Source organism: Kitasatospora sp. NPDC004745 (genome assembly GCF_042873275.1).
Lineage (GTDB): Bacteria > Actinomycetota > Actinomycetes > Streptomycetales > Streptomycetaceae > Kitasatospora.
This window is the reverse complement of the sequence record NZ_JBIALK010000002.1, coordinates 581,244-600,938: the sequence shown is the minus strand read 5'-3', so window position 1 is coordinate 600,938 and position 19,695 is coordinate 581,244. Positions and strand designations below refer to the sequence as shown.

The 19,695-nt window shown below is 74.3% G+C and carries 15 protein-coding genes; 4 read left to right on the top strand and 11 right to left on the bottom strand.

From position 1 onward, the window contains the following. Positions 1-2 precede the first annotated feature (2 nt). The 8 genes from ftsW to rsmH form a co-directional block, all read right to left on the bottom strand. Positions 3-1,310, bottom strand: coding sequence for a putative lipid II flippase FtsW (gene ftsW, locus ACFYUY_RS06305; RefSeq protein ID WP_387898417.1), 1,308 nt, complete (start codon positions 1,308-1,310; stop codon positions 3-5). Positions 1,311-1,463: 153 nt separating this feature from the next. After that, complete coding sequence (gene murD / locus ACFYUY_RS06300; RefSeq protein WP_387898414.1) at positions 1,464-2,918, bottom strand: UDP-N-acetylmuramoyl-L-alanine--D-glutamate ligase; 1,455 nt, start codon at positions 2,916-2,918, stop codon at positions 1,464-1,466. Further along, a complete protein-coding gene (mraY, locus tag ACFYUY_RS06295) occupies positions 2,915-3,976 on the bottom strand; it encodes a phospho-N-acetylmuramoyl-pentapeptide-transferase (protein ID WP_360207344.1) in 1,062 nt (353 codons plus the stop codon). Before mraY ends, murD begins: the two co-directional genes overlap by 4 nt. Next, complete coding sequence (gene murF, locus ACFYUY_RS06290) at positions 3,976-5,379, bottom strand: UDP-N-acetylmuramoyl-tripeptide--D-alanyl-D-alanine ligase (protein ID WP_360207347.1); 1,404 nt, start codon at positions 5,377-5,379, stop codon at positions 3,976-3,978. The genes mraY and murF overlap by 1 nt, the downstream gene beginning before the upstream one ends. Then, complete coding sequence (locus tag ACFYUY_RS06285) at positions 5,376-7,028, bottom strand: UDP-N-acetylmuramoyl-L-alanyl-D-glutamate--2,6-diaminopimelate ligase (RefSeq protein WP_387898410.1); 1,653 nt, start codon at positions 7,026-7,028, stop codon at positions 5,376-5,378. Before ACFYUY_RS06285 ends, murF begins: the two co-directional genes overlap by 4 nt. Before the next feature lie 6 nt (positions 7,029-7,034). Next, positions 7,035-9,311, bottom strand: coding sequence for a penicillin-binding transpeptidase domain-containing protein (locus tag ACFYUY_RS06280; protein ID WP_387898407.1), 2,277 nt, complete (start codon positions 9,309-9,311; stop codon positions 7,035-7,037). Continuing rightward, positions 9,308-9,805 (bottom strand): hypothetical protein, encoded by a 498-nt coding sequence (locus tag ACFYUY_RS06275; RefSeq protein WP_387898404.1) that lies wholly within the window; start codon positions 9,803-9,805, stop codon positions 9,308-9,310. Before ACFYUY_RS06275 ends, ACFYUY_RS06280 begins: the two co-directional genes overlap by 4 nt. 158 nt (positions 9,806-9,963) lie before the next feature. Beyond that, positions 9,964-10,938 (bottom strand): 16S rRNA (cytosine(1402)-N(4))-methyltransferase RsmH, encoded by a 975-nt coding sequence (rsmH, locus tag ACFYUY_RS06270; RefSeq protein ID WP_360207358.1) that lies wholly within the window; start codon positions 10,936-10,938, stop codon positions 9,964-9,966. Positions 10,939-11,536: 598 nt separating this feature from the next. On the opposite strand from rsmH, the gene ACFYUY_RS06265 reads away from it, so the two are divergent. The 4 genes from ACFYUY_RS06265 (at position 11,537) to ACFYUY_RS06250 (ending at position 17,152) form a co-directional block, all read left to right on the top strand. Beyond that, positions 11,537-12,079 carry a carbonic anhydrase gene (locus ACFYUY_RS06265; protein WP_360207360.1) on the top strand — a complete coding sequence of 181 codons (543 nt, stop codon included), beginning with the start codon at positions 11,537-11,539 and terminating at the stop codon, positions 12,077-12,079. Between the two features lie 348 nt (positions 12,080-12,427). After that, positions 12,428-13,399 carry a MoxR family ATPase gene (locus tag ACFYUY_RS06260; protein WP_360207677.1) on the top strand — a complete coding sequence of 324 codons (972 nt, stop codon included), beginning with the start codon at positions 12,428-12,430 and terminating at the stop codon, positions 13,397-13,399. A 1-nt stretch (position 13,400) separates the two neighbouring features. Next, positions 13,401-14,720: a DUF58 domain-containing protein gene (locus tag ACFYUY_RS06255; protein WP_360207363.1), complete on the top strand. Its 1,320-nt coding sequence runs from the start codon at positions 13,401-13,403 to the stop codon at positions 14,718-14,720. Then, a complete protein-coding gene (locus tag ACFYUY_RS06250; protein WP_387898399.1) occupies positions 14,717-17,152 on the top strand; it encodes a DUF3488 and DUF4129 domain-containing transglutaminase family protein in 2,436 nt (811 codons plus the stop codon). Before ACFYUY_RS06255 ends, ACFYUY_RS06250 begins: the two co-directional genes overlap by 4 nt. 102 nt (positions 17,153-17,254) lie before the next feature. Here ACFYUY_RS06250 and ACFYUY_RS06245 read toward each other — a convergent pair whose 3' ends face one another. From ACFYUY_RS06245 to ACFYUY_RS06235, 3 genes are all read right to left on the bottom strand, one after another. Further along, positions 17,255-17,644: a DUF3040 domain-containing protein gene (locus tag ACFYUY_RS06245; protein ID WP_360207367.1), complete on the bottom strand. Its 390-nt coding sequence runs from the start codon at positions 17,642-17,644 to the stop codon at positions 17,255-17,257. 408 nt (positions 17,645-18,052) lie between these two features. Beyond that, on the bottom strand, positions 18,053-18,805 hold the full coding sequence (locus ACFYUY_RS06240) for a methyltransferase domain-containing protein (protein WP_360207370.1): 753 nt from the start codon (positions 18,803-18,805) through the stop codon (positions 18,053-18,055). A gap of 45 nt (positions 18,806-18,850) precedes the next feature. Beyond that, positions 18,851-19,411, bottom strand: a complete 561-nt coding sequence (locus ACFYUY_RS06235; protein WP_387898395.1) for an SAV_6107 family HEPN domain-containing protein — start codon at positions 19,409-19,411, stop codon at positions 18,851-18,853. Positions 19,412-19,695: the final 284 nt, after the last annotated feature.

The following is a 19,695-nucleotide window of genomic DNA, read 5'->3' as shown; positions in this document are numbered from 1 at the left end:
ATTCACCGCTCCCTGCGTGCCGGCACCGGGGCCGGGCGCGCTGTGGTTCGTCGTCGTGGCAGCACCCGGGCCAGTCGCTTCCTGATCCGGGAGTTCTTGCTCCGGGCGGCCAGCGCCGCCTTCGCGCCGGAGGTGCTGCGCGCCAGGCACAGCAGCACTCCGATCGCGGACATGGCCGACAGCATGGCGGAACCGCCGTAGGAGAACAGCGGGAGCGGGACGCCCGCGATGGGCAGCAGTCCCAGCGCCGACCCCAGGTTGATCATGGCCTGCGCCATGATCCAGGTGGTGGCGGCTCCCGCGGCGTACCTGACGAAGGGGTCCCTCGTACCGATGGCCACACGGATACCCGCGTAGCCTAGTGCCGCGAAGAGGCCGATCACCGACAGCGTCCCCACCAGGCCCAGTTCCTCGCCGGTCGCGGCGAAGATGAAGTCGGTGTGCGCCTCGGGCAGCTGGCCCCACTTCTCGACGCCGGCGCCCAGCCCGGTGCCGAAGCCGCCGCCGTTCGCGAACGCGAAGACGCCGTGCAGGGCCTGGAAGCAGGCCCCCTCCGGGTCGAGCTTGGTGACGCCGATGCAGCTCAGCCGCTCGGCGCGGTGCGGGACGGTCACCACCAGCGCGGTGCAGACCACGACCGCCACCCCGAGGGTGGCCACGAACAGCCGCAGCGGCGCCCCGACCATCCAGAGCAGCGCGAACAGCATCGCCACCAGGATCATCGAGGTGCCCATGTCGCCGCCGAACATGATCAGCGCGAGCAGCAGCAGGGCCCCCGGCACCAGCGGGACGAGCAGGTGCTTCCAGGAGGTCAGGGTGCCGGCCTTCTGCTTGCGGGCGAGCAGGTCGGCGCCCCAGAGCACCAGTGCGAGCTTGGCGAACTCGGAGGGCTGGAACTGGAAGAACCCGAAGTCCAGCCAGTTCTGGTTGCCGTTGATCCGCACCCCGATGCCGGGCACGGCGACCAGTGTGAGCGCGCCGATCACCCCGAACATCACCGGGTAGACGATCACCCGCAGCACGGCCAGCGGCACGGAGGCGAAGCCGATCAGCAGGACCAGCCCCAGGGTGGCCGCGACCAGCTGTTTGAGGAAGTAGTACTGGGCCGAGTGGTGCTGGCCCAGCGCGAGGATCTGCGAGGCCGAGAAGACCATCATCAGGCCGAGGACGACCAGCAGCAGCGTGGTGCCGACGACCAGCAGGTAGGGCGTGAGCGGGCGGTCCAGCCAGTACCGCAGCCGGTCCCGGAAGGCCCGGACCCGGGCCAGCGGCCCGGCCGACTTGTACTTGGTCGTGGTGGCGGAGATCACTCGCCACGGCTCGGCGGCACCCTGCTCCGAAACGCCGGAATCCGCTCTGCCCTGCCCCGCCACCACGCCCCTACCCGTTCTCCCTGTACGCGGCTCGTCCGCCCGCGGGCCGCTCCGATCCGGCGCCGACGGTCGTCGGCGCGGTCCCGAGGCTCACTCGCCGGTGTCCGCCAGCTCCCGGACGGCCGCCGCGAAGAGGTCGCCGCGCTCGCCGTAGTTGGTGAACATGTCCATCGAGGCGCAGGCCGGCGCCAGCAGCACCGTGTCACCCGATCGGGCGAGCGACGCGGCCGCACGGACCACTTCGGCCATCGCCACCGCGCCAGTCTGGCCCTCGGCCGCCTCGATCACCGGGACATCCGGAGCGTGTCGCTCCAGCGCCTCCCTGATCAGCGCGCGGTCCTGGCCGATCAGGACGGCCCCCCGCAGCCGCTCGGCCGCGCCCTGGACGAGGTCGTCGAAGGTCGCGCCCTTGGCCAGGCCGCCAGCGATCCAGACGATCGGCCGGTAGGCGGCCAGCGAGGCGGCGGCGGCGTGGGTGTTGGTGGCCTTGGAGTCGTCGATGTAGGCGACCTCGCGGACCACCCCGACCTCGGCGATCCGGTGCGCGTCCGGGCGGAAGGCCCGCAGGCCCTCCCGGACGGCCTTCGGCTCGACGCCGTAGGCCCGGGCCAGCGCCGCCGCGGCGAGCGCGTTGGCGATGTTGTGCGGGGCCGGCGGGTTGACGTCCTCGACGGAGCCGAGCTCGGCCGCGCTCTTGGCCCGGTCGGCCACGAACGCGCGGTCCACCAGCAGGCCGTCGACCACGCCGAGGTTGGACAGGCCGGGGGCACCGAGGCCGAAGCCGACCGCCCGGCAGCCCTCCTCGACGTCGGCCTCGCGGACCAGCGCCTCGGTGGCCGGGTCGGCCAGGTTGTACACACAGGCGACGACGTTGCCCTCGTAGATCCGGCCCTTGTCGGCGGCGTAGGCCTCCATCGAGCCGTGCCAGTCGAGGTGGTCGGGGGCCAGGTTGAGCACGGCCGCCGAGTACGGGCGCAGCGAGGGCGCCCAGTGCAGCTGGTAGCTGGAGAGCTCGACGGCGAGCACGTCGTACGGCTCCTCGGCGAGCACCGCGTCCAGCACCGAGACCCCGACGTTGCCGACGGCGGCGGTGCGCCGGCCGGCGGCCGTGAGGATCGAGGCGAGCATCTGGACGGTGGTGGTCTTGCCGTTGGTGCCGGTGACGGCCAGCCAGGGGGCCGGCTCTCCGGTGCCGGGCAGCGGGCGGCGCAGCCGCCAGGCCAGCTCGACGTCGCCCCAGACCGGGACGCCGGCGGCGTCGGCGGCGGCGAACAGCGGGCTGTCCGGGGCCCAGCCGGGCGAGGTGACGATCAGCCGGGTGCCCTCGGGCAGGCTGTCGCCGTCGCCGAGGCGCACCGCGGCGCCCAGCGCCTCCAGTTCGGCGGCCCGGGCGACCAGGCCCGGGCCGCTGCCGCCGTCCACCACGGTGACCGCGGCGCCGAGGCCGCGCAGCACCCGCGCGGCGCTGATGCCGGAGACGCCGAGGCCGGCGACGACGACGGGCAGGTCGGTGAAGTCGGGGTTCGTCAGCCCGGGGTCGGTCATCCGGTCACCCATCCCGCGTAGAAGAGGCCGAGGCCGACGGCCACGCAGAGGCCCTGGATGATCCAGAACCGGACCACGATCAGGACCTCGGTCCAGCCCTTGAGTTCGAAGTGGTGCTGCAGCGGGGCCATCTTGAAGACGCGCTTGCCGGTCATCCGGAAGGAGCCGACCTGGATGATCACCGACAGGGTGATGATCACGTAGAGGCCGCCGAGCAGCGCGACCAGCAGCTCGGTGCGCGAGCAGATCGCCAGACCGGCCAGGGCGCCGCCGAGGGCGAGCGAGCCGGTGTCGCCCATGAAGATCTTGGCGGGCGAGGTGTTCCACCACAGGAAGCCGAAGCAGGAGCCCATCAGGGCGGCGGCGACGACGGCGAGGTCCAGCGGGTCGCGGACGTCGTAGCAGTTGGCGGTGGCGGTGATGGAGTAGGCGCAGCTCTGGGTGTACTCCCAGATGCCGATGAAGGTGTAGGCACCGAAGACCATCACCGACGCACCGGTGGCCAGGCCGTCCAGACCGTCCGTCAGGTTCACGCCGTTCGACATCGCGGCGATCATGAAGTACGCGAAGATGACGAACAGCACCGGGCCGATGGACCAGCCGTAGTCCCGCACGAAGGACAGGTGCTGGGAGGCCGGGGCCAGCCCGCGGTCGTCCTGGAACTGCAGCGCCAGCACGGCGAACCCGAGGCCGACGATCGACTGGCCGGCCAGCTTCGCCTTGGCCCGCAGACCGAGCGAGCGGCGCTTGACCACCTTGATGTAGTCGTCCAGGAAGCCGACCAGGCCGAGCCCGGCCGTCAGGAAGAGCACCAGCAGCCCGGAGACGGTGGGGCTCTCGCCCGTTATCGCCTTGGTCGCGAAGTACGCGATCAGGGTCGCCAGGATGAAGGCGATGCCGCCCATGGTGGGCGTGCCCTTCTTGCTGTGGTGCGCCTTCGGGCCGTCGTCGCGGATGTACTGGCCGTAGCCGTGCTTGGCGAGCAGCTTGATCAGGGCGGGGGTACCGAGCAGCGACAGGATCAGACCGATCATGCCGGAGAAGAGGATCTGCTTCATTACTCGGCCACACCGTCCGCGAGGAGGGCCTCGGCCACCTTCTCCAGTCCCACCGAACGGGACGCCTTCACCAGGACCACATCCCCCGGGAGCAGCTGACTGCGCAGCAGCTCGACCGCCGCGTCCGCGTCGGACACCAGCACCGACTCCTCACCCCACGAACCTTCGTTCCTCGCGCCGAGTTCCATGCAGGCCGCCTCGCGTCCGCCGACCGCCACCAGCTTGGTGACGTCGAGCCGGACCGCGAGCCGCCCGATGGCGTCGTGCTCGGCCAGGCTGTCCTCGCCGAGCTCCCGCATCTCGCCGAGCACCGCCCAGGTGCGACGGCGCTCCGGACCGCGGCCCCCCATCGAGACCAGCGCCCGCAGCGCGGCCCGCATCGAGTCGGGGTTCGCGTTGTAGGCGTCGTTGACGACGGTGACACCATCGGCCCGGTCGACGACCTCCATGCGCCAGCGGGACAGCGCACCCGCCTCGCCCAGGGCTGTCGCGGTGTCGTCGACGGACATCCCGAGCTCCACCGCCACCGCGGCGGCGGCGAGGGCGTTCGAGACGTGGTGCTCACCGTACAGGCGCAGCTGCACGGGCGCGGAACCGGCCGGGGTGGTGAGCGTGAACGATGGCCGGCCGGTGGCGTCCAGGCGAACGTCCGTGGCCCGGACGTGGGCGTCCGGTGATTCGCCGAACAGGACCACCTTCGCCCTGGTACGGGACGTCATCGCGCGCACCAGCCGGTCGTCCGCGTTGAGGATCGCGGTGCCCTCGGCGGGCAGCGCCTCGACGAGCTCGCCCTTGGCCTCGGCGATCGCCTCCTGGGAGCCGAACTCGCCGACGTGCGCGGTGCCGACGTTCAGCACCAGGCCGATCCGGGGCGGGGTGATCGTGGTGAGGTACTGGATGTCGCCCTTGTGCCGGGCGCCCATCTCCATGACCAGGTGCCGGGTGCCGGCCTCGACCCGCAGCGCGGTCATCGGGTGGCCGATCTCGTTGTTCAGCGAGCCGGGCGGGTAGACGGTCTCGCCCAGGCGCTGGAGCAGCTGGGCGATCAGGTCCTTGGTGCTGGTCTTGCCGGCCGAGCCGGTCAGCGCGACCACGGCGGTGGCCTCGGCGCGGGCGACGACGGCGCGGGCCAGCTTGCCGAGGGCGTCCACCACGCTGTCGACCATGACGGCGGGGACGCCGACCGGGCGGGAGGCCAGCACCGCGACGGCGCCGGCCGCGACGGCGGTCGCCGCGTAGTCGTGGCCGTCCACGTGCTCGCCGACGAAGGCCGCGAACAGGCCGCCGGGGCGCACCTTCCGCGAGTCGACCTCGACCGGGCCGGTCACCAGGGTGTCGGGGTCGGCGCCGTCCAGGGTTCCCCCGACTGCGGCGGCCACCTCGGCGAGGGTCAGTGCGATCACTGCTGCTCTACTCCTCGGTCGCCCCGGGCGGCCGTGGCCTGCGTGACGGACTCGCGCAGCACCTCCCGGTCGTCGAAGGGGCGGATCTCGTCTCGTACGTACTGGCCGAGCTCGTGGCCCTTGCCGGCCACCAGCACGGTGTCCCCGGCCCGGGCGCGCGCGACGGCGAGCCGGATCGCCTCCGCCCGGTCCGGGACGACCAGGACGGCCCCGCGCTCCGCCTCCGGCACCTCGGCGGCGCCGTCGAGCATGGTGGCGAGGATCGCCAGCGGGTCCTCGCTGCGCGGGTTGTCACTGGTCAGCAGGGCGGTGTCGGCGAGCCGGGCGGCGATGGCGCCCATCGGCCCGCGCTTGTGCGGGTCGCGGTCGCCGCCGCAGCCCACGACGACGTGCAGCCGGCCCTTGGTGACCTCGCGCAGTGAGCCGAGGACGGCCCGCAGGGCGTCCGGCTTGTGCGCGTAGTCGACCACCGCGACGAAGGGCTGTCCGGCGTCCACCCGCTCCAGCCGGCCCGGCACGCCGGGGACGGCGGCGACGCCGGCGACGGCCTGCTCCAGCGGCAGCCCGGCGGCGACCAGCAGGGTGATCGCGGCAACCGTGTTGGCGACGTTGAAGGGGCCGGGCAGCGGCGCGACGGCGTCGGCCTCGGCGCCGTCCGGGCCGAGCAGCCGGAAGGTGGAGCTCACCGGGCCCAGCTGGACGTCCACGGCGCGCCAGTCGGCCTCGACGGCACCGTTCGCGGAGAAGGTGGTCACCGGGATCTCGGCCTCGGCGGCCAGCCGGCGCCCGTACTCGTCGTCCAGGTTGACCACGCCGTGGCGGGACTTGCCGGGCTGGAAGAGCCGGGCCTTCGCCTGGAAGTAGTCCTCCATGTCCGGGTGGAAGTCGAGGTGTTCGGGCGTGAGGTTGTTGAACAGGGAGACGTCGTACGCCACCCCGTCGGTGCGGCCGTAGACCAGGGCGTGGCTGGAGACCTCCATGGTCACCGCGTCGGCGCCGCGCTCGGCCATCACGGCGAGGATCGCGTGCAGGTCGGTGGCCTCGGGGGTGGTGCGCTCGCTCTTGATCCGCTCGCTGCCGACCCGCATCTCGACGGTGCCGATCACCCCGGGGGCCCGCCCGGCGCCGCGCAGACCGCCCTCGACCAGGTAGGAGGTGGTGGTCTTGCCGTTGGTGCCGGTCAGCCCGATCATCAGCAGCCGCTCGGACGGACGGCCGTAGACGGCGGCCGCCAGTTCGCCCATCCGGGCCCGCGGCCGGTCGACGACGAGCAGCGGCAGACCGGTGCCGGCCGCCAGCTCGGCGCCGGCCGGGTCGGTGAGCAGCGCCACCGCACCCGCCGCCGCGGCCTGCGCCGCGAAGGCCGCGCCGTGGTGGTTGGCGCCGGGGAAGGCCACGTACACGTCGCCCGGGCGCACCGCGCGGGAGTCGTGGGTGACGCCGCTGACGGCACCCCCCTCGACGGGGTCGAGGCCCAGCTGGCGGGCCAGCTCGGCGAGCGGCAGGGCGGCGGTCCCGGCCGGGCGCGGCGGACTCACGGTGATTTGATCGGGTTTCGGCACGGCGGGAAGGCTATCCGCCGAAGGGTGCCCAGGGCCAAACCGGGCCTTCGCCGCGCCGTCGTCCAGGCCGGCCCGTTCGTTGCTCATCCTCGCTCACGGCTTCCACTCGACGGGCAGGTTCGGCGCCTGGCTGCCGCTCGGCGGGACCTGCAGGGTCTTCAGGGTGAACTCCATCACCTGCTTGAACACCGGGCCGCAGAGCTGGCCGCCGAAGTGGCCGTTGACCGGGCCCTGCAGGGTGCAGGAGACGGTCACCCGGGGTGCGTCGGCGGGGGCGAACCCGATGAAGGAGGAGGTGTAGCCGTCGTAGCCGACGCCGTTGGCGGCGCCCCGGTCGGCGGTGCCGGTCTTGCCGGCGACCCGGTAGCCGGGGATGGCCGCCTTGCCGCCGGTGCCCTGCTCGTCGTCGACGACCGACTCCAGCATCGAGGTGAGGGTCTTCGCGGTCTGCTCGCCGACCACCCGGGTCTGCTCGCCCGGCGGGGTCGGGGTGTACCGGCCGTCCGGGCTGGTGACGCCCTGGACGATGCTCGGCGCGACCCGGACGCCACCGTTGGCGATGGTCGAGTAGACCGAGGTCGCCTGCAGCGCGTTCATCTGCAGCGGGCCCTGGCCGAACGAGATGTTGTACTTCTCCGAGGCGACCAGGTCCTCCGGCTTCTTCAGCATCCCGGAGGCCTCCCCCGGGAAGTTCAGCCCGGTCGGCCGGCCGACGCCGAACTTGCGCATGTAGGAGTCCAGGACCTTGTTGGACTCCAGCTGGTCGGCGCCGAGCGTCTCGATCGCCTCGATGGTGCCGATGTTGGAGGACTTGGCGAGCACCCCGGCCAGCGTCAGGTACCAGGGGTCGTGGTTGACGTCGTCCTTGAACTGCTGCCCGGCCCGGACCAGCCGGTTGGGCACGGTGACCTTGGTGTCCCAGTTGGCCTTGCCGGTGTCCAGCACGGCGGCCAGGCTCATCAGCTTGGCGGTGCTGCCCGGCTCGTAGGCGTCGACCAGGGCCGGGTTGCCCAGCTGCGACTGCTTGGCGGTGCTGAGGTCGTTCGGGTTGATGCCGGGGGCGGTGGCCATGGCGAGGACCTGGCCGGTCTTGACGTCCTGGACGACGACGTAGCCCTTCTCCGCCCCCGAGTTGGCCACCTGGTCGGTGATCGCCCGCTGGGCGGCCCACTGGACGTCCCGGTTGATGGTCAGCTTGATGTCGTTGCCGGGGACGGCCGGGTCCCTCGACCCGCCGGCGGTGGGCACCAGCCGGCCGCCGGACTGGGCGTAGCTGCTGTGCCCGTCCTTGCCCGCCAGCTGCTTCTGGTACTGCAGCTCCAGGCCGCCCGCGCCCTCGCCCTCGCCGTTGACGAAGCCGACCAGGTTGGCGGCCAGGCCGTCGGCCGGGTAGACCCGCTTCTGGGTCTCCCGGTTGAACACGCCGGCCAGCGGGTTGGCGCACTCGTTGTCGACCCGGGTGCGGCCGCCCTGGTCGGCGGGCTTGCCCAGGAGCCGCTTCTGGGCCTGGCAGGTGCGCGAACCGGCCTGCTTCTCCAGGCCCGCCTTGAGGTCGCTGATCTGGTTCTTGGCGGCCGGGGTCTGCTGGGCGGCGAGCCGCTTGTAGCGGGTCTTGGGGGTGTGCAGGTCCGCGGCGATCCGGTCCTTGGGCACGCCGATGATCGGCGACAGCAGCGCCGCCGCCTGCTCCGGGGCGTCGGGGATGCCGGTCGCCTCCGGGGTGAACATCGCCGGGTCGGCGGTGATGTCGTACGCGTCGACGGTGGTGGCCAGGGCGACGCCGTCGGAGGACGTTATCGAGCCGCGCTCGGCGGTGATCGGGATGTTGAGGTAGCGGTTGGTGTTGGCGTCCGCGGCCAGCGCGTCGGCGTCCAGCAGCTGGAGCTGCACCAGGCGCCCGGCGAACACCGAGAACACCAGCGACATCGCCACGGTGATCACTCGCAGGCGGCGCTTGGGCTCGGCCAGCCGGAGCGCCCTGGGGCGCTGCAGCGGGCGGCGCGGGCGGACGGCGGCCTGGCTGCGGGCCGGCGGTCGGCCCTCGGGGCGGCGCTGCTGCGGCGCCCGCGGGGTGCGGGCGGCGCCGGCCCCGGCGGGCTGCGCCTTGGCGGACGGACTGCGGCCGGGCTGCTGCGACCGGGCGGGCTGGGCCTTGGCGGCGGACTGCCCGCGGCCGGACTGCGGTTTGGCGGGCTGCGGCTTGGCGGGCTGGGCCTTCGGCTGCCCCTTGGCCGGCTGCCCCTTGGCGGGCTGGGCCTTGGCGCCGGACTGGCCGCGCGGCGCACCCGCGCGGGGCGCGGCGCCCTTGGGCGCCGGGCGGCGGCCGTTGCCGGAGCCCGAGCCGCCGGAGGGCTGACGTGGCGTGCTCATCGGCCGGCACCCCCGCTCGGCTGCGGAGCGGGCGCGACCGGGGAGGCCGGGTTGATCTGGACGACGGAGTCGCCGGCCGTCGCGGCCGGGCTCGGCGGCGCGGAGGGCGCGGCCGGGGCCGACGGGGCGGGCGCCGGAGCGCTCGGCTGGGCGGCCGCCGGAGGCTGCTGCTTCACCGGCCACGGCTCGACCGTCGACCGCTTCACCGGCGGGCTGTCCTGCGCCGGTCCGGGCGTGCCGATCACCTTGCCGCCGTTCGGGACGTCCAGGAAGGCCATCCCGCCGGCCGGGACCATGCCCATCTCGGCGGCCCGCTTCGCCAGCGCGTCCGGCGCCGAGCTCTGGTCGATCTGGTGCTGGAGGCCTTGCTGCTCGTCGGTCGCCACGGTGGTCTGCTTCTGCAGCCGGGACAGCTCGAAGGAGCCCTCGTTGAGCGCCGTGTTCAGCGCCAGCAGCCCGAGCAGCCCCGCCGCCAGCAGCACCACCACGAGCACGGCGAAGGGCGTGCGCCCCCGTACCGGACGCCGCCCCGGCCGGACCGTGATCCGTGCCCTGCCCTGTCCGGGGAGTGCTCCCCGCCCCGCCCGGACCTCACCGGCCACCGGCCCCACCGCTCTCCTCCGCCCTTCGGAACCCCACCGGGGCAAACGCCTCAGCCTCGCTTGCTACGGTCCCTGATCCTCTCCGCCACCCGCAGCCGCACGGGCGCGGCGCGCCGGTTCTCCTCGATCTCCTGCTCCGTGGCCAGCTCGGCACCACGGGTGATCAGCTTGAGCCAGGGCTGGTGCTCCTCCGGGATGAAGGGCAGCCCCGGCGGCGCGGTGTTGGTCGCCCCCGCGGCGAAGTACTGCTTCACCAGGCGGTCCTCCAGCGACTGGTAGGACATCACGGCGATCCGGCCGCCGACCGCGAGGACGTCCAGCGCCCCCGGGATCGCCCGGTCCAGGACCTCCAGCTCGCCGTTGACCTCGATCCGCAGCGCCTGGAACGTCCGCTTGGCCGGGTTCCCACCGGTCCGCCGGGTCGCCGCCGGGATGGCGTTGCGCACCAACTCGACCAGACGCGCGCTGTTGGTGAACGGTTCCTTCTCCCGCTCCCGCAGGATCACCGAGGCGATCTTCCCGGCGAAGCGCTCCTCGCCGTACACCTTGAGGATCCGGGCCAGGTCGCCGTGGCTGTAGGTGTTCAGCACCTCGGCCGCGCTGATCCCCCGGGTCTGGTCCATCCGCATGTCCAGCGGCGCGTCCTGCGCGTAGGCGAAGCCGCGGTCCGCCTCGTCCAGCTGCATCGAGGAGACGCCGAGGTCGAACAGCACGCCGTCGATCCGGTCGATGCCCAGGCGCTCCAGCACCTCGGGGATCTCGTCGTAGACCGCGTGCACCAGGGTCGCCCGGTCGCCGAAGGGGGCGAGCCGCTCGCCGGACAGCTTGAGCGCCTGCGGGTCGCGGTCCACCGCGACCAGCCGCACCTCGGGGAACTGGGCGAGCAGCGCCTCGCTGTGCCCGCCGAGGCCCAGGGTGGCGTCCACCACCACCGCCCCGGGGCGCGAGATCGCCGGCGCCAGCGCGTCCATGCACCGCTGCAGCATCACCGGAACGTGCTTGGGGCCCGGCTCATTGGTGGTCATGCGCGGTGGCGCCCTTCCTCAGGTGCGAAGCAGCCCGACGTCCGGGAGCTGGGACCATTCTCGCCCACCGGTTCACGGCACGACGACGCGGCCCGTGGTCCCCGCCCGCTCAGGGGGAAGGTCATGACCGCCCGGCGCCGGGGAAGGTGCGCCAGGTGGGCACGGAGCGGGTGGAGGCCACGGACCGCGTCGGGCCGGGCGCACCGACCGGACGGGCCCGGTTGACGGGCCCCGGCGGGTGTGCTCCACTGCGCCGCAACTCTATCGCCCAGGCCCCGGCAGTCAATGGTCCGCTCCGGCGCACCACCCGGGCGGCGGTACGGATCACCGCAGGTCGCGGCCGTGGGGGCGGCCCCGGTCCGGCACCGGCCGGGGGCCCTCGCGAAACACCGCGCGCCCCACCCCCGCGGCCGGCCCGGGAGCCCGGCCGCACCGGCCCCGGCACCGGCCCCGGCACGGGCACCGGCGCATGCACCCGTGCAGGCCGGCACCACCCCGGGGCCGGGCCGCCCGTTGTGGCGATGCACCCGATCGCGGCGGCTCGTTCTGTAGCTCCTCACCCCACCGCACGGGCCAGGACGGCACTAACGTCACCACCATGACAGTGACACCCGACCGGCCCACGCCGACCGCCGCTGCCGACTCCCCCAGCCCCGCCGTCATCGACCGCTTCGTCACGGCCAACCGCGAGTACGCGGTGACCTTCCGGGACGGCGGCATGGACGCCCGCCCGGTCCAGCGGATCGCCGTGGTGGCCTGCATGGACGCCCGCCTCGACCTGTTCGCGGCGCTCGGCCTCGAACTGGGCGACGCCCACGTCATCCGCAACGCGGGCGGCGTCGTCACCGACGACACCATCCGCTCCCTCACCATCAGCCAGCGCGCCCTCGGCACCCGCTCGGTCGCGCTGATCCACCACACCGGCTGCGGCCTGCTCGGCCTCACCGAGGACTTCCGCCGGGAGCTGGAACTGGAGGTCGGCCAGCGCCCGCAGTGGGCGGTGGAGTCCTTCGTCGACCTGGACGGCGACGTCCGCCAGTCCATGCAGCGGGTCCGCACCTCCCCGTTCCTGCTGCACACCGACGACGTCCGCGGCTTCGTCTTCGACGTCCACACCGGACTGCTGCGCGAGATCCACTGACGGCCGGCGCCCCGCCCGCCCCTCCCGGCCGACGGCGTCCGGGCCGGCGGGGCCTCCCGGCGGCCGCCCCGCTCCCGAGGGTGACTTCTGACCTCCGCACGGGGGAGAATGCGCCTGCCGGTCGGACCCCGAACCACCTGGGGCGGCCAGGCCGCAGGCCGCGCCGGGCGCCGGATCCCCGATCGGAACCGCCCCCGGAACGGCCGCGTCAAGCATGGGGTGGGGTCCGGCCTCGGGGTGAGGCGGGCACAGCGTGCCAGGGAGCGTAAACGGGTGACGAGCTACAGCGATCAGGCCGGTCTCGGCGGTCCCGCGGGGGGCGGCCAGGGGGCGGACGGTTACCACCGGATCGGACTTCCCGAGCTCGCCGCGGTCGTGGACCGGGTCCGCGCCAACATCGAGAGCGTCATCGAGGGCAAGCCGGAGGCCGTCCGGATCGCGCTGACCGTCCTGCTCGCCGAGGGCCACCTGCTGCTCGAGGACGTGCCCGGCGTCGGCAAGACCATGCTGGCCAAGGCGCTCGCCCGCTCGGTCGACTGCACGGTGCGCCGCATCCAGTTCACGCCCGACCTGCTGCCCTCGGACGTGACCGGCACCAACATCTACGACCAGCACCAGCGCGACTTCGAGTTCCGCCCGGGCGCGATCTTCGCGCAGATCGTCGTCGGCGACGAGATCAACCGGGCCTCGCCCAAGACCCAGTCCGCGCTCCTGGAGTCCATGGAGGAGCGCCAGGTCACCATCGACGGCACCAGCTACGAGCTGCCGTCCCCGTTCATGGTCGTGGCCACCCAGAACCCGGTCGAGATGGAGGGCACCTACCCCCTCCCGGAGGCCCAGCGGGACCGCTTCATGGCCCGGATCTCGATCGGCTACCCGAGCCCCGAGGCCGAGTTCGCGATGCTCGACGTCCACGCCGGCGCCAGCCCGCTGGAGGACCTCCAGCCGGTCGCGCACGCCGCCGACATCCTCAAGCTGATCGACCTGGTCCGCACCGTGCACATCGCCGACCCGGTCCGCCGCTACGCCGTCGACCTGGTCGGCGCCACCCGCAGCAGCCACGAGCTGCGCCTGGGCGCCTCGCCGCGCGCCACCCTGCACCTGGTCCGGGCCGCCCGCGCCGCCGCCGCGCTCGACGGGCGCGACTACGTCACCCCGGACGACATCCAGCGCCTCGCCGTGCCCGTCCTCGCGCACCGCCTGATGCCGACCGCCGAGACCCAGCTCAGCCGCCGCACCTCCGAGCAGATCGTGACCGACCTGGTCGCCCGGCTCCCGCTGCCGCGCCCGCAGGGCGGCCCGGCCGTCCGGAGGGGCTGAGGTGCCGTCCGACCCGACGTCAGGCGTGCGGGCCGGGCTGCGCGGCCTCACCACCCGGGGGCGTTCCTTCCTCGCCGCCGGCATCACCGCGGTGCTCTGCGCCTACCTGCTCGACCAGGACGCGCTGCTGCGCGTGGGCCTGCTGCTCGCCGCCCTGCCGCTGGCCGCCGCGATGGTGGTCGCCAACACCCGCTACCGGGTGGCCAGCGGGCGCCGGCTGAGCCCGCGCCGGGCCGTGGCCGGCCAGGAGGCCCGGGTCCACCTGCGGGTCGACAACGTCTCCCGGGTGCCCACCGGCCTGCTGCTCCTGGAGGACAAGGTCCCGTACGTGCTCGGGCCGCGCCCGCGCTTCGTCCTGGACCGGGTCGAACCGCGCGGCTACCGCGAGGTCTCCTACCGGGTCCGCTCGGACCTGCGCGGCCGCTACCCGCTCGGGCCGCTCCAGCTGCGGCTGTCCGACCCGTTCGGCATGTGCGAGGTCAACCGCTCCTTCTCCGCCTCCGACGTCCTCACCGTCGTGCCCCGGATCCAGGCCCTGCCGCACGTGCGGCTCAGCGGCGAGTGGGCCGGGCAGGGCGAGAGCCGCTCCCGCACGCTGGCGCTGGCCGGCGACGACGACGTGATCCTGCGCGAGTACCGCCCCGGCGACGACCTGCGCCGGGTGCACTGGAAGTCCACCGCCCGGTACGGCGAGCTGATGGTGCGCCGCGAGGAGCAGCCGCAGCGCGCCCGGGCGACCGTCCTGCTGGACACCCGCGAGATCGGCCACCGGGGCAGCGGCCCCGCCTCGTCCTTCGAGTGGGCGGTCAGCTGCGCCGCCTCCGTCGCCGCGCACCTGCTGGAACGCGGCTACCAGACCCGGCTGCTCACCGACACCGGCCAGAGCGTCCCCGGCCCCGGCACCGGCGGCACCAACACCGCCGCCGACTCCTCCGGGCTGATCCTGGACGCCCTCGCGATCGCCGACCTGTCCGACGGCGGCGGGCTCTCCCGCGCCGAGGAGCCGCTGCGCGCCGGCGGCGAGGGCCTGCTGGTCGCCGTCCTCGGCGACCTGGACGAGGAGCAGGCCACCCGGCTGGCCCGGCTGCGCAGCCGCACCGGCGGGGCCGTCGCCCTGCTGCTCGACACCGGCACCTGGGCGGGCCTGCGGATGCTCGCCCCGGACACCGGCGGCGAGCAGTTCCAGGCCCGCGTCCGGCAGCTGCGCGAGGCCGGCTGGACCGTCCTGCCGGTCCGCTCCGGTGACTCCCTCCCGGACCTGTGGCGGGCCGCCGACGGCGCCAGGACGACCTCCCCCTACCGAGAAGAGGCCGGCGCGTGACCACCCGGGCCAAACTGACCGTGTACTCGGCGCTGGCCACCGCCCTCGCCTCGCTCTGTCTGACCCCGCTGCTCACCACCAGCAGCTGGATCGCCCACGCCTTCCTGGTGGTCGTGGTGATCGCAGCGGCCGGCGCGGGCCTGCGCCGCTCCCCGCTGTACCGCTGGACGGTCCCGGTCGGGCAGCTGCTGGTGCTGCTCCTGCTGCTGCTCGTCGGCTTCGCCGGCTCCGGCGCCCTCTGGGGCGGCCTGGTGCCCGGCCCGTCCTCGATGCGCGTCCTCGACCAGGTCTTCGCCTCCGGTCTGGACGACATCCAGCAGTACGCGATCCCGGCACCGCCCAACGCCGGCCTGCGGCTGATCCTGGTCGCCTCGATCGGCCTGGTCGCCGTGGCGGTGGACACCATCGCGGTGACGTACCGGCACTCGGCGCTGGCCGGGCTGCCGCTGCTGGCCCTGTACTCGGTCGGCAACGGCCTGGCCGGGGACCGCGGCAGCTGGCTCTGGTTCGGCCTGGCCGCGGCCGGCTACCTGGTGCTGCTGTTCGCCGAGGGCCAGGACCGGGTGTCCCGCTGGGGCCGGGTCTTCCGGGGCACCTCGCGCGGCACCGAGGGCGGGCGGGCGGTCGGCGTGGGCGGCCAGCAGATCGGCATCCTCGCGCTCGTCGCGGCCCTGCTGCTGCCCGCCCTGCTCCCGCACTGGGAGTCCGGCCTGATCGGGTCCGGCTCGGCCGGGCCCGGCGGCAAGGGCGGCTACGGCGCCGCCACCAGCCTCGACCCGCTGGTCAGCCTGGAGTCGGAGGTCACCAAGCCCACCGACACCGAGCTGCTCAGCTACACCCTGGACACCGAGCTCGCCGACCAGATCTACCTGCGGACCGGTTCGCTGGACCAGTTCGACGGCACCAACTGGAAGCTCAGCAGCACCGCGGTCACCGACCTCCCGACCACCCTGCCCTCCCCCGAGGGCCTGCGGGACGCCAACCTCCCGCGGATCGAGGGCGAGTTCCGGATCGGCAACCAGCTGGAGAAGAGCTGGCTGCCGATGCCCTACCCGGCCGCCACCGTGCAGGTCCCCAACCGGTCCGACTGGAAGCTCGACCCGCTGACCCGCACCGTCGTCCCGACCAACGACCGGGCGATCCGCGGCCTGAGCTACCACGTCACCGCCCTGGACCTGCGCCCCACCGCGAACGAGCTGCGCACCGTGCCGCTCGCCCCGCAGGACATCCGCGAGCGCTACACCGCCGTCCCCGCCGACCTGCCCCCGGTGGTCGCCCAGCAGGCCCGGGCGGTCACCGCCAACGCCCAGAACGACTACGACCGGGCGACGGCCCTGGTGAACTACTTCACCAGCTCGCAGTTCACCTACGACACCACGGTCAGCGGCGGCACCGGCAACAACGCGATCGCCGTCTTCCTGCGCGACCGCAGGGGCTTCTGCGTCCACTTCGCCTCCACCATGGCGGCGATGGCCCGCGTGCTGAAGATCCCGGCCCGGGTCGCGGTCGGATTCACCCCCGGCGACGCCAAGGGCGGGAACGTCTACTCGGTGAACGGCCGGATGTACCACGCCTGGCCCGAGCTCTACTTCTCGGGCTTCGGCTGGATGCGCTTCGAGCCCACCCCGAGCCGCGGCGTCCAGCCCCGCTACACCGAGCAGTCCAGCGTCCCGACCACCGCCCCGACCCAGCAGCCGACCGCGGCCCCGCAGAGCTCGGCGGCCGTCCCGGCGCCGACCACCAGCAAGGACTGCGACGCCAAGCTGCGTCAGATGGGCGAGTGCGGCGACAAGGGCAAGGCCGTCAGCAGCGCCGCCGACGACTCCTGGCTGCTCTCCGCCCAGGTGCTGGGCACCGCCGCCACCGTGCTGCTGGTGCTGGTGCTGCTGCTGGTGCCGATGTTCTGGCGCACGGCGCTGCGCCGGCGCCGCCTCGGTGGTGGCGGGCGCCGCCGCCCCGGCGGCAGCGGCCCGGCCGAGCTGACCGACGCCCAGGTGCTGGCCGCCTGGGACGAGCTGGTCGACTCCGCCTGGGACCTCGGGATTCCCCCGGACGAGTCGCGCACTCCGCGCTCGGCCGCCCGGCGGATCGCCGAGGAGGCGGACCTGGACGCGGAGTCGGCGGCGGCCACCGGCCGTCTGGCACTGGCCACCGAGCGGGTGCTCTACGCCCCGTCCGGCCAGGTCACCACCGCCCCGCTGGCGGCCGACGTCCGGACGGCCCGGCAGGGCCTGCTGGCCACCGCCGGCCGGGCCGGGCGGACCAGGGCGGTGCTGCTGCCGCCGTCCTCGGCGCAGTTGTGGTGGCGGATCTCCGAGGCGCTGCTCACGGCGCGTACGGCGGCTGGCAACCGGACGGCCCGGCTCTCCGCGGCGATCACCGGCCCGGTACGGCGGCTGACCTCCCGGCGCGGGCGCGACGGGGAGTCCTGACGGGGCCGCGCCCGGACGCGCGAAACGCCGGGGCGGGCAGTCGGATCGACTGCCCGCCCCGGCGTTCGTTCCGGCCGACGCGCCCGGCGCCGTGCCGTGCGCTCAGAACCCGCCGGTCTGCTCGTCCCGGCGGCGCTGCCAGCGCTGCTCCACGCGGTCCATCATCCCGGCCTTGCGGCGCGGTGCGGCGGCCGGCCGGGGGCCGGAGCCCTGGCTCGCGGGCCCGCGGCGCCAACCCGTCACGGCGAACACCGCGCACCCGAGCATCACCAGGAAACCCACGACGCTGACCCAGATCTGGTCCGGGACGACCATGCCGCCCATCAGCAGGCCGATGCCCACCACGAAGCCGCCGACGGCCAGGTAGACCCGCCGACGGGTGTAGGTGCGCAGCCCGGTTCCCTCAAGCGCAGACGCGAATTTGGGATCTTCGGCATACAGCGCTCGCTCCATCTGGTCGAGCAGTCGCTGCTCGTGCTCCGAGAGCGGCACGGAGTCCTCCTACTCGTCGGTCGCGGGTGCGACCGGTCCGCCGACCCGGTCGGGGCGGCAAGTCCAATCAGCCATCGGTGCACACGGTCGGACGCCTGTGCGGGGGACCCGGCCCGTGTCGTCCATATGCCCCACGCATCCGGCTGTCATGCTTTCCGGCTTTACCCAGATCATACGGTCCGTGGGCCCGTTACGGGGTGGTCTGCGCCGCGTGGGACGGGCCACTTCGACCGGGCGGGGCCGCATCATCCTCAACGCGGTGGGGCGCGGACAAGTGCCCGAACGGGTGGAATCCGTCCGGAGCTGGGGAGGTTCCGGAGCGCAGCGCGGCGACCGGCCGTCGTACGGGAAGCGAACCGCCGCCGCACGGTGCGCGAACCGTACGGCGGCGGAGGGGCCCGGAACGTCTCAGCCGAGCGTGGCCAGCAGGTGCAGCTGGGTCGCCACGGCGTGGAAGGCGGGCTGCGCGGCGGCGGCCTCCTCCAGCTTCAGCAGCGCCTCCATCGCGCCCGGCTCGGTGTCCACCAGCACACCGGGGACGAGGTCCGCGAAGACCCGGACGCCGTGCACGGACTCGACCGTCAGGCCCGCGCCCTCGGCCAGCAGGCCGAGCTCCTCGCCGGTGAAGCGGCGCGGCATCGGGTCCTGCTCGCCCCAGCGGCCGTCGGCGGCGGACAGCACCGTCCGGGCCTCGGTGAAGTGCCCGGACAGCGCGCGGGCCAGCACGGCGCCGTTGCGGTTGGCGGCCAGCAGGCTGACCAGGCCGCCCTTGCGCAGGGTGCCGGCGAGGCTGCCGAGCGCCTCCGCCGGGTCGTCCACGACCTCCAGCACTCCGTGGCAGAGCACCGCGTCCACCGTGCCCGGGGCGACCAGCTCGGGCAGCGTCTGGGTGTCGCCCTGGACGGCCCGGACCAGCTCCGTCACCCCGGCCTCGGCGGCGCGGCGCTCGAGGGCGAACAGCGCGTCGGGGCTGGGGTCGACCACGGTGACCCGGTGGCCCAGCTTGGCCACCGGCACGGCGAAGTTGCCGGTGCCGCCGCCGGTGTCGACCACGTCGAGCACCGGCTGGTCCAGCTCGGCCGCCCGCTTCTCCAGGGCTGCCCGCACCACCTCCCACACCACGGCGGTACGCAGGGCACTGCGGGGACGCGTCGGGTACACGGTGGGGCTCCTTGGCACGTGCAGATCGATCAGGATGCCTCCACCTTAGACCGACCGGTTGACGGGGCCCGTCACCACCGGCGGGTCGTCCACGTCCAGGGGTAACCGCGGGGCCGGCGGCGCCGGGCGCAGGCCCAGCAGCCGTTCGACCAGGCGCAGGAACAGGGCGGAGTTGCGGACCAGGTCATCGGCGTCGCGGGCGCTCGCGGCGCCCCTGATCCCGGCCTCGGCGGCGGCCCGGCGGCGCGCGCCCGCGCCGTAGTAGACGGCCCACTCGGCCAGCTCGGGGGCCACCTCGGGCAGCACCTCCCAGGCGCTGCGGATGGCTCTGCGCCGGCGTGGGTCCTTCTCCGGCCGGCCGCGCACCGCCAGCACGGCCGCCACGGTGCGCAGCGCCGCCAGGTGGGCCGCCGCGTACCGCTCCAGCGGATCCTCCAGGGCGCGCGCCCGGTCGAGGGTGCGGTGGGCGTCGGCCAGCAGGTCGAGGGCGGCGGGCGGCGCGGCCGTCCGGCGCAGGACGGGATGGACGTCGCCGCCGCGCGGCGGGTGCGGCAGGGCGGCGGGGTGGAGGCGGGCGGTGACGGGCTCAGGACGGCTGACGGTCATGGTCTCCCCCGTTCCGAGGCAGCGCGCGGACCGGGCGGCCCGTGCTCCTCCATCGTGAACGGGACCACTGACAACGCGGCCGGAAACGGGTGCCGGCGGCCGGCGCGGGCCTGTCCCCCCAGGTCCCGCGCCGCCGCCGTGCGCCGCCGCTCCGCCCCTCCCCCGAGGGCGGTGGTGGCGAGCTCCCCCCGAGCTCCCCCCACAGTGGCCGGTCTCCCCCCGGCCCGCTCCGCCGCCCCGTGTCGGCGGTGCGGTGACCGTGACCGGCACCCGAGGCGGACCAC

What these genes read in the sequence shown, in the direction of transcription:
- murD (WP_387898414.1), bottom strand. Translation starts at nt 2,918, where the DNA reads ATGACCGACCCCGGGCTGACGAACCCCGACTTCACCGACCTGCCCGTC.
- mraY (WP_360207344.1), bottom strand. Translation starts at nt 3,976, where the DNA reads ATGAAGCAGATCCTCTTCTCCGGCATGATCGGTCTGATCCTGTCGCTG.
- ACFYUY_RS06285 (WP_387898410.1), bottom strand. Translation starts at nt 7,028, where the DNA reads ATGAGCAACGAACGGGCCGGCCTGGACGACGGCGCGGCGAAGGCCCGG.
- ACFYUY_RS06280 (WP_387898407.1), bottom strand. Translation starts at nt 9,311, where the DNA reads ATGAGCACGCCACGTCAGCCCTCCGGCGGCTCGGGCTCCGGCAACGGC.
- rsmH (WP_360207358.1), bottom strand. Translation starts at nt 10,938, where the DNA reads ATGACCACCAATGAGCCGGGCCCCAAGCACGTTCCGGTGATGCTGCAG.
- ACFYUY_RS06265 (WP_360207360.1), top strand. Translation starts at nt 11,537, where the DNA reads ATGACAGTGACACCCGACCGGCCCACGCCGACCGCCGCTGCCGACTCC.
- ACFYUY_RS06235 (WP_387898395.1), bottom strand. Translation starts at nt 19,411, where the DNA reads ATGACCGTCAGCCGTCCTGAGCCCGTCACCGCCCGCCTCCACCCCGCC.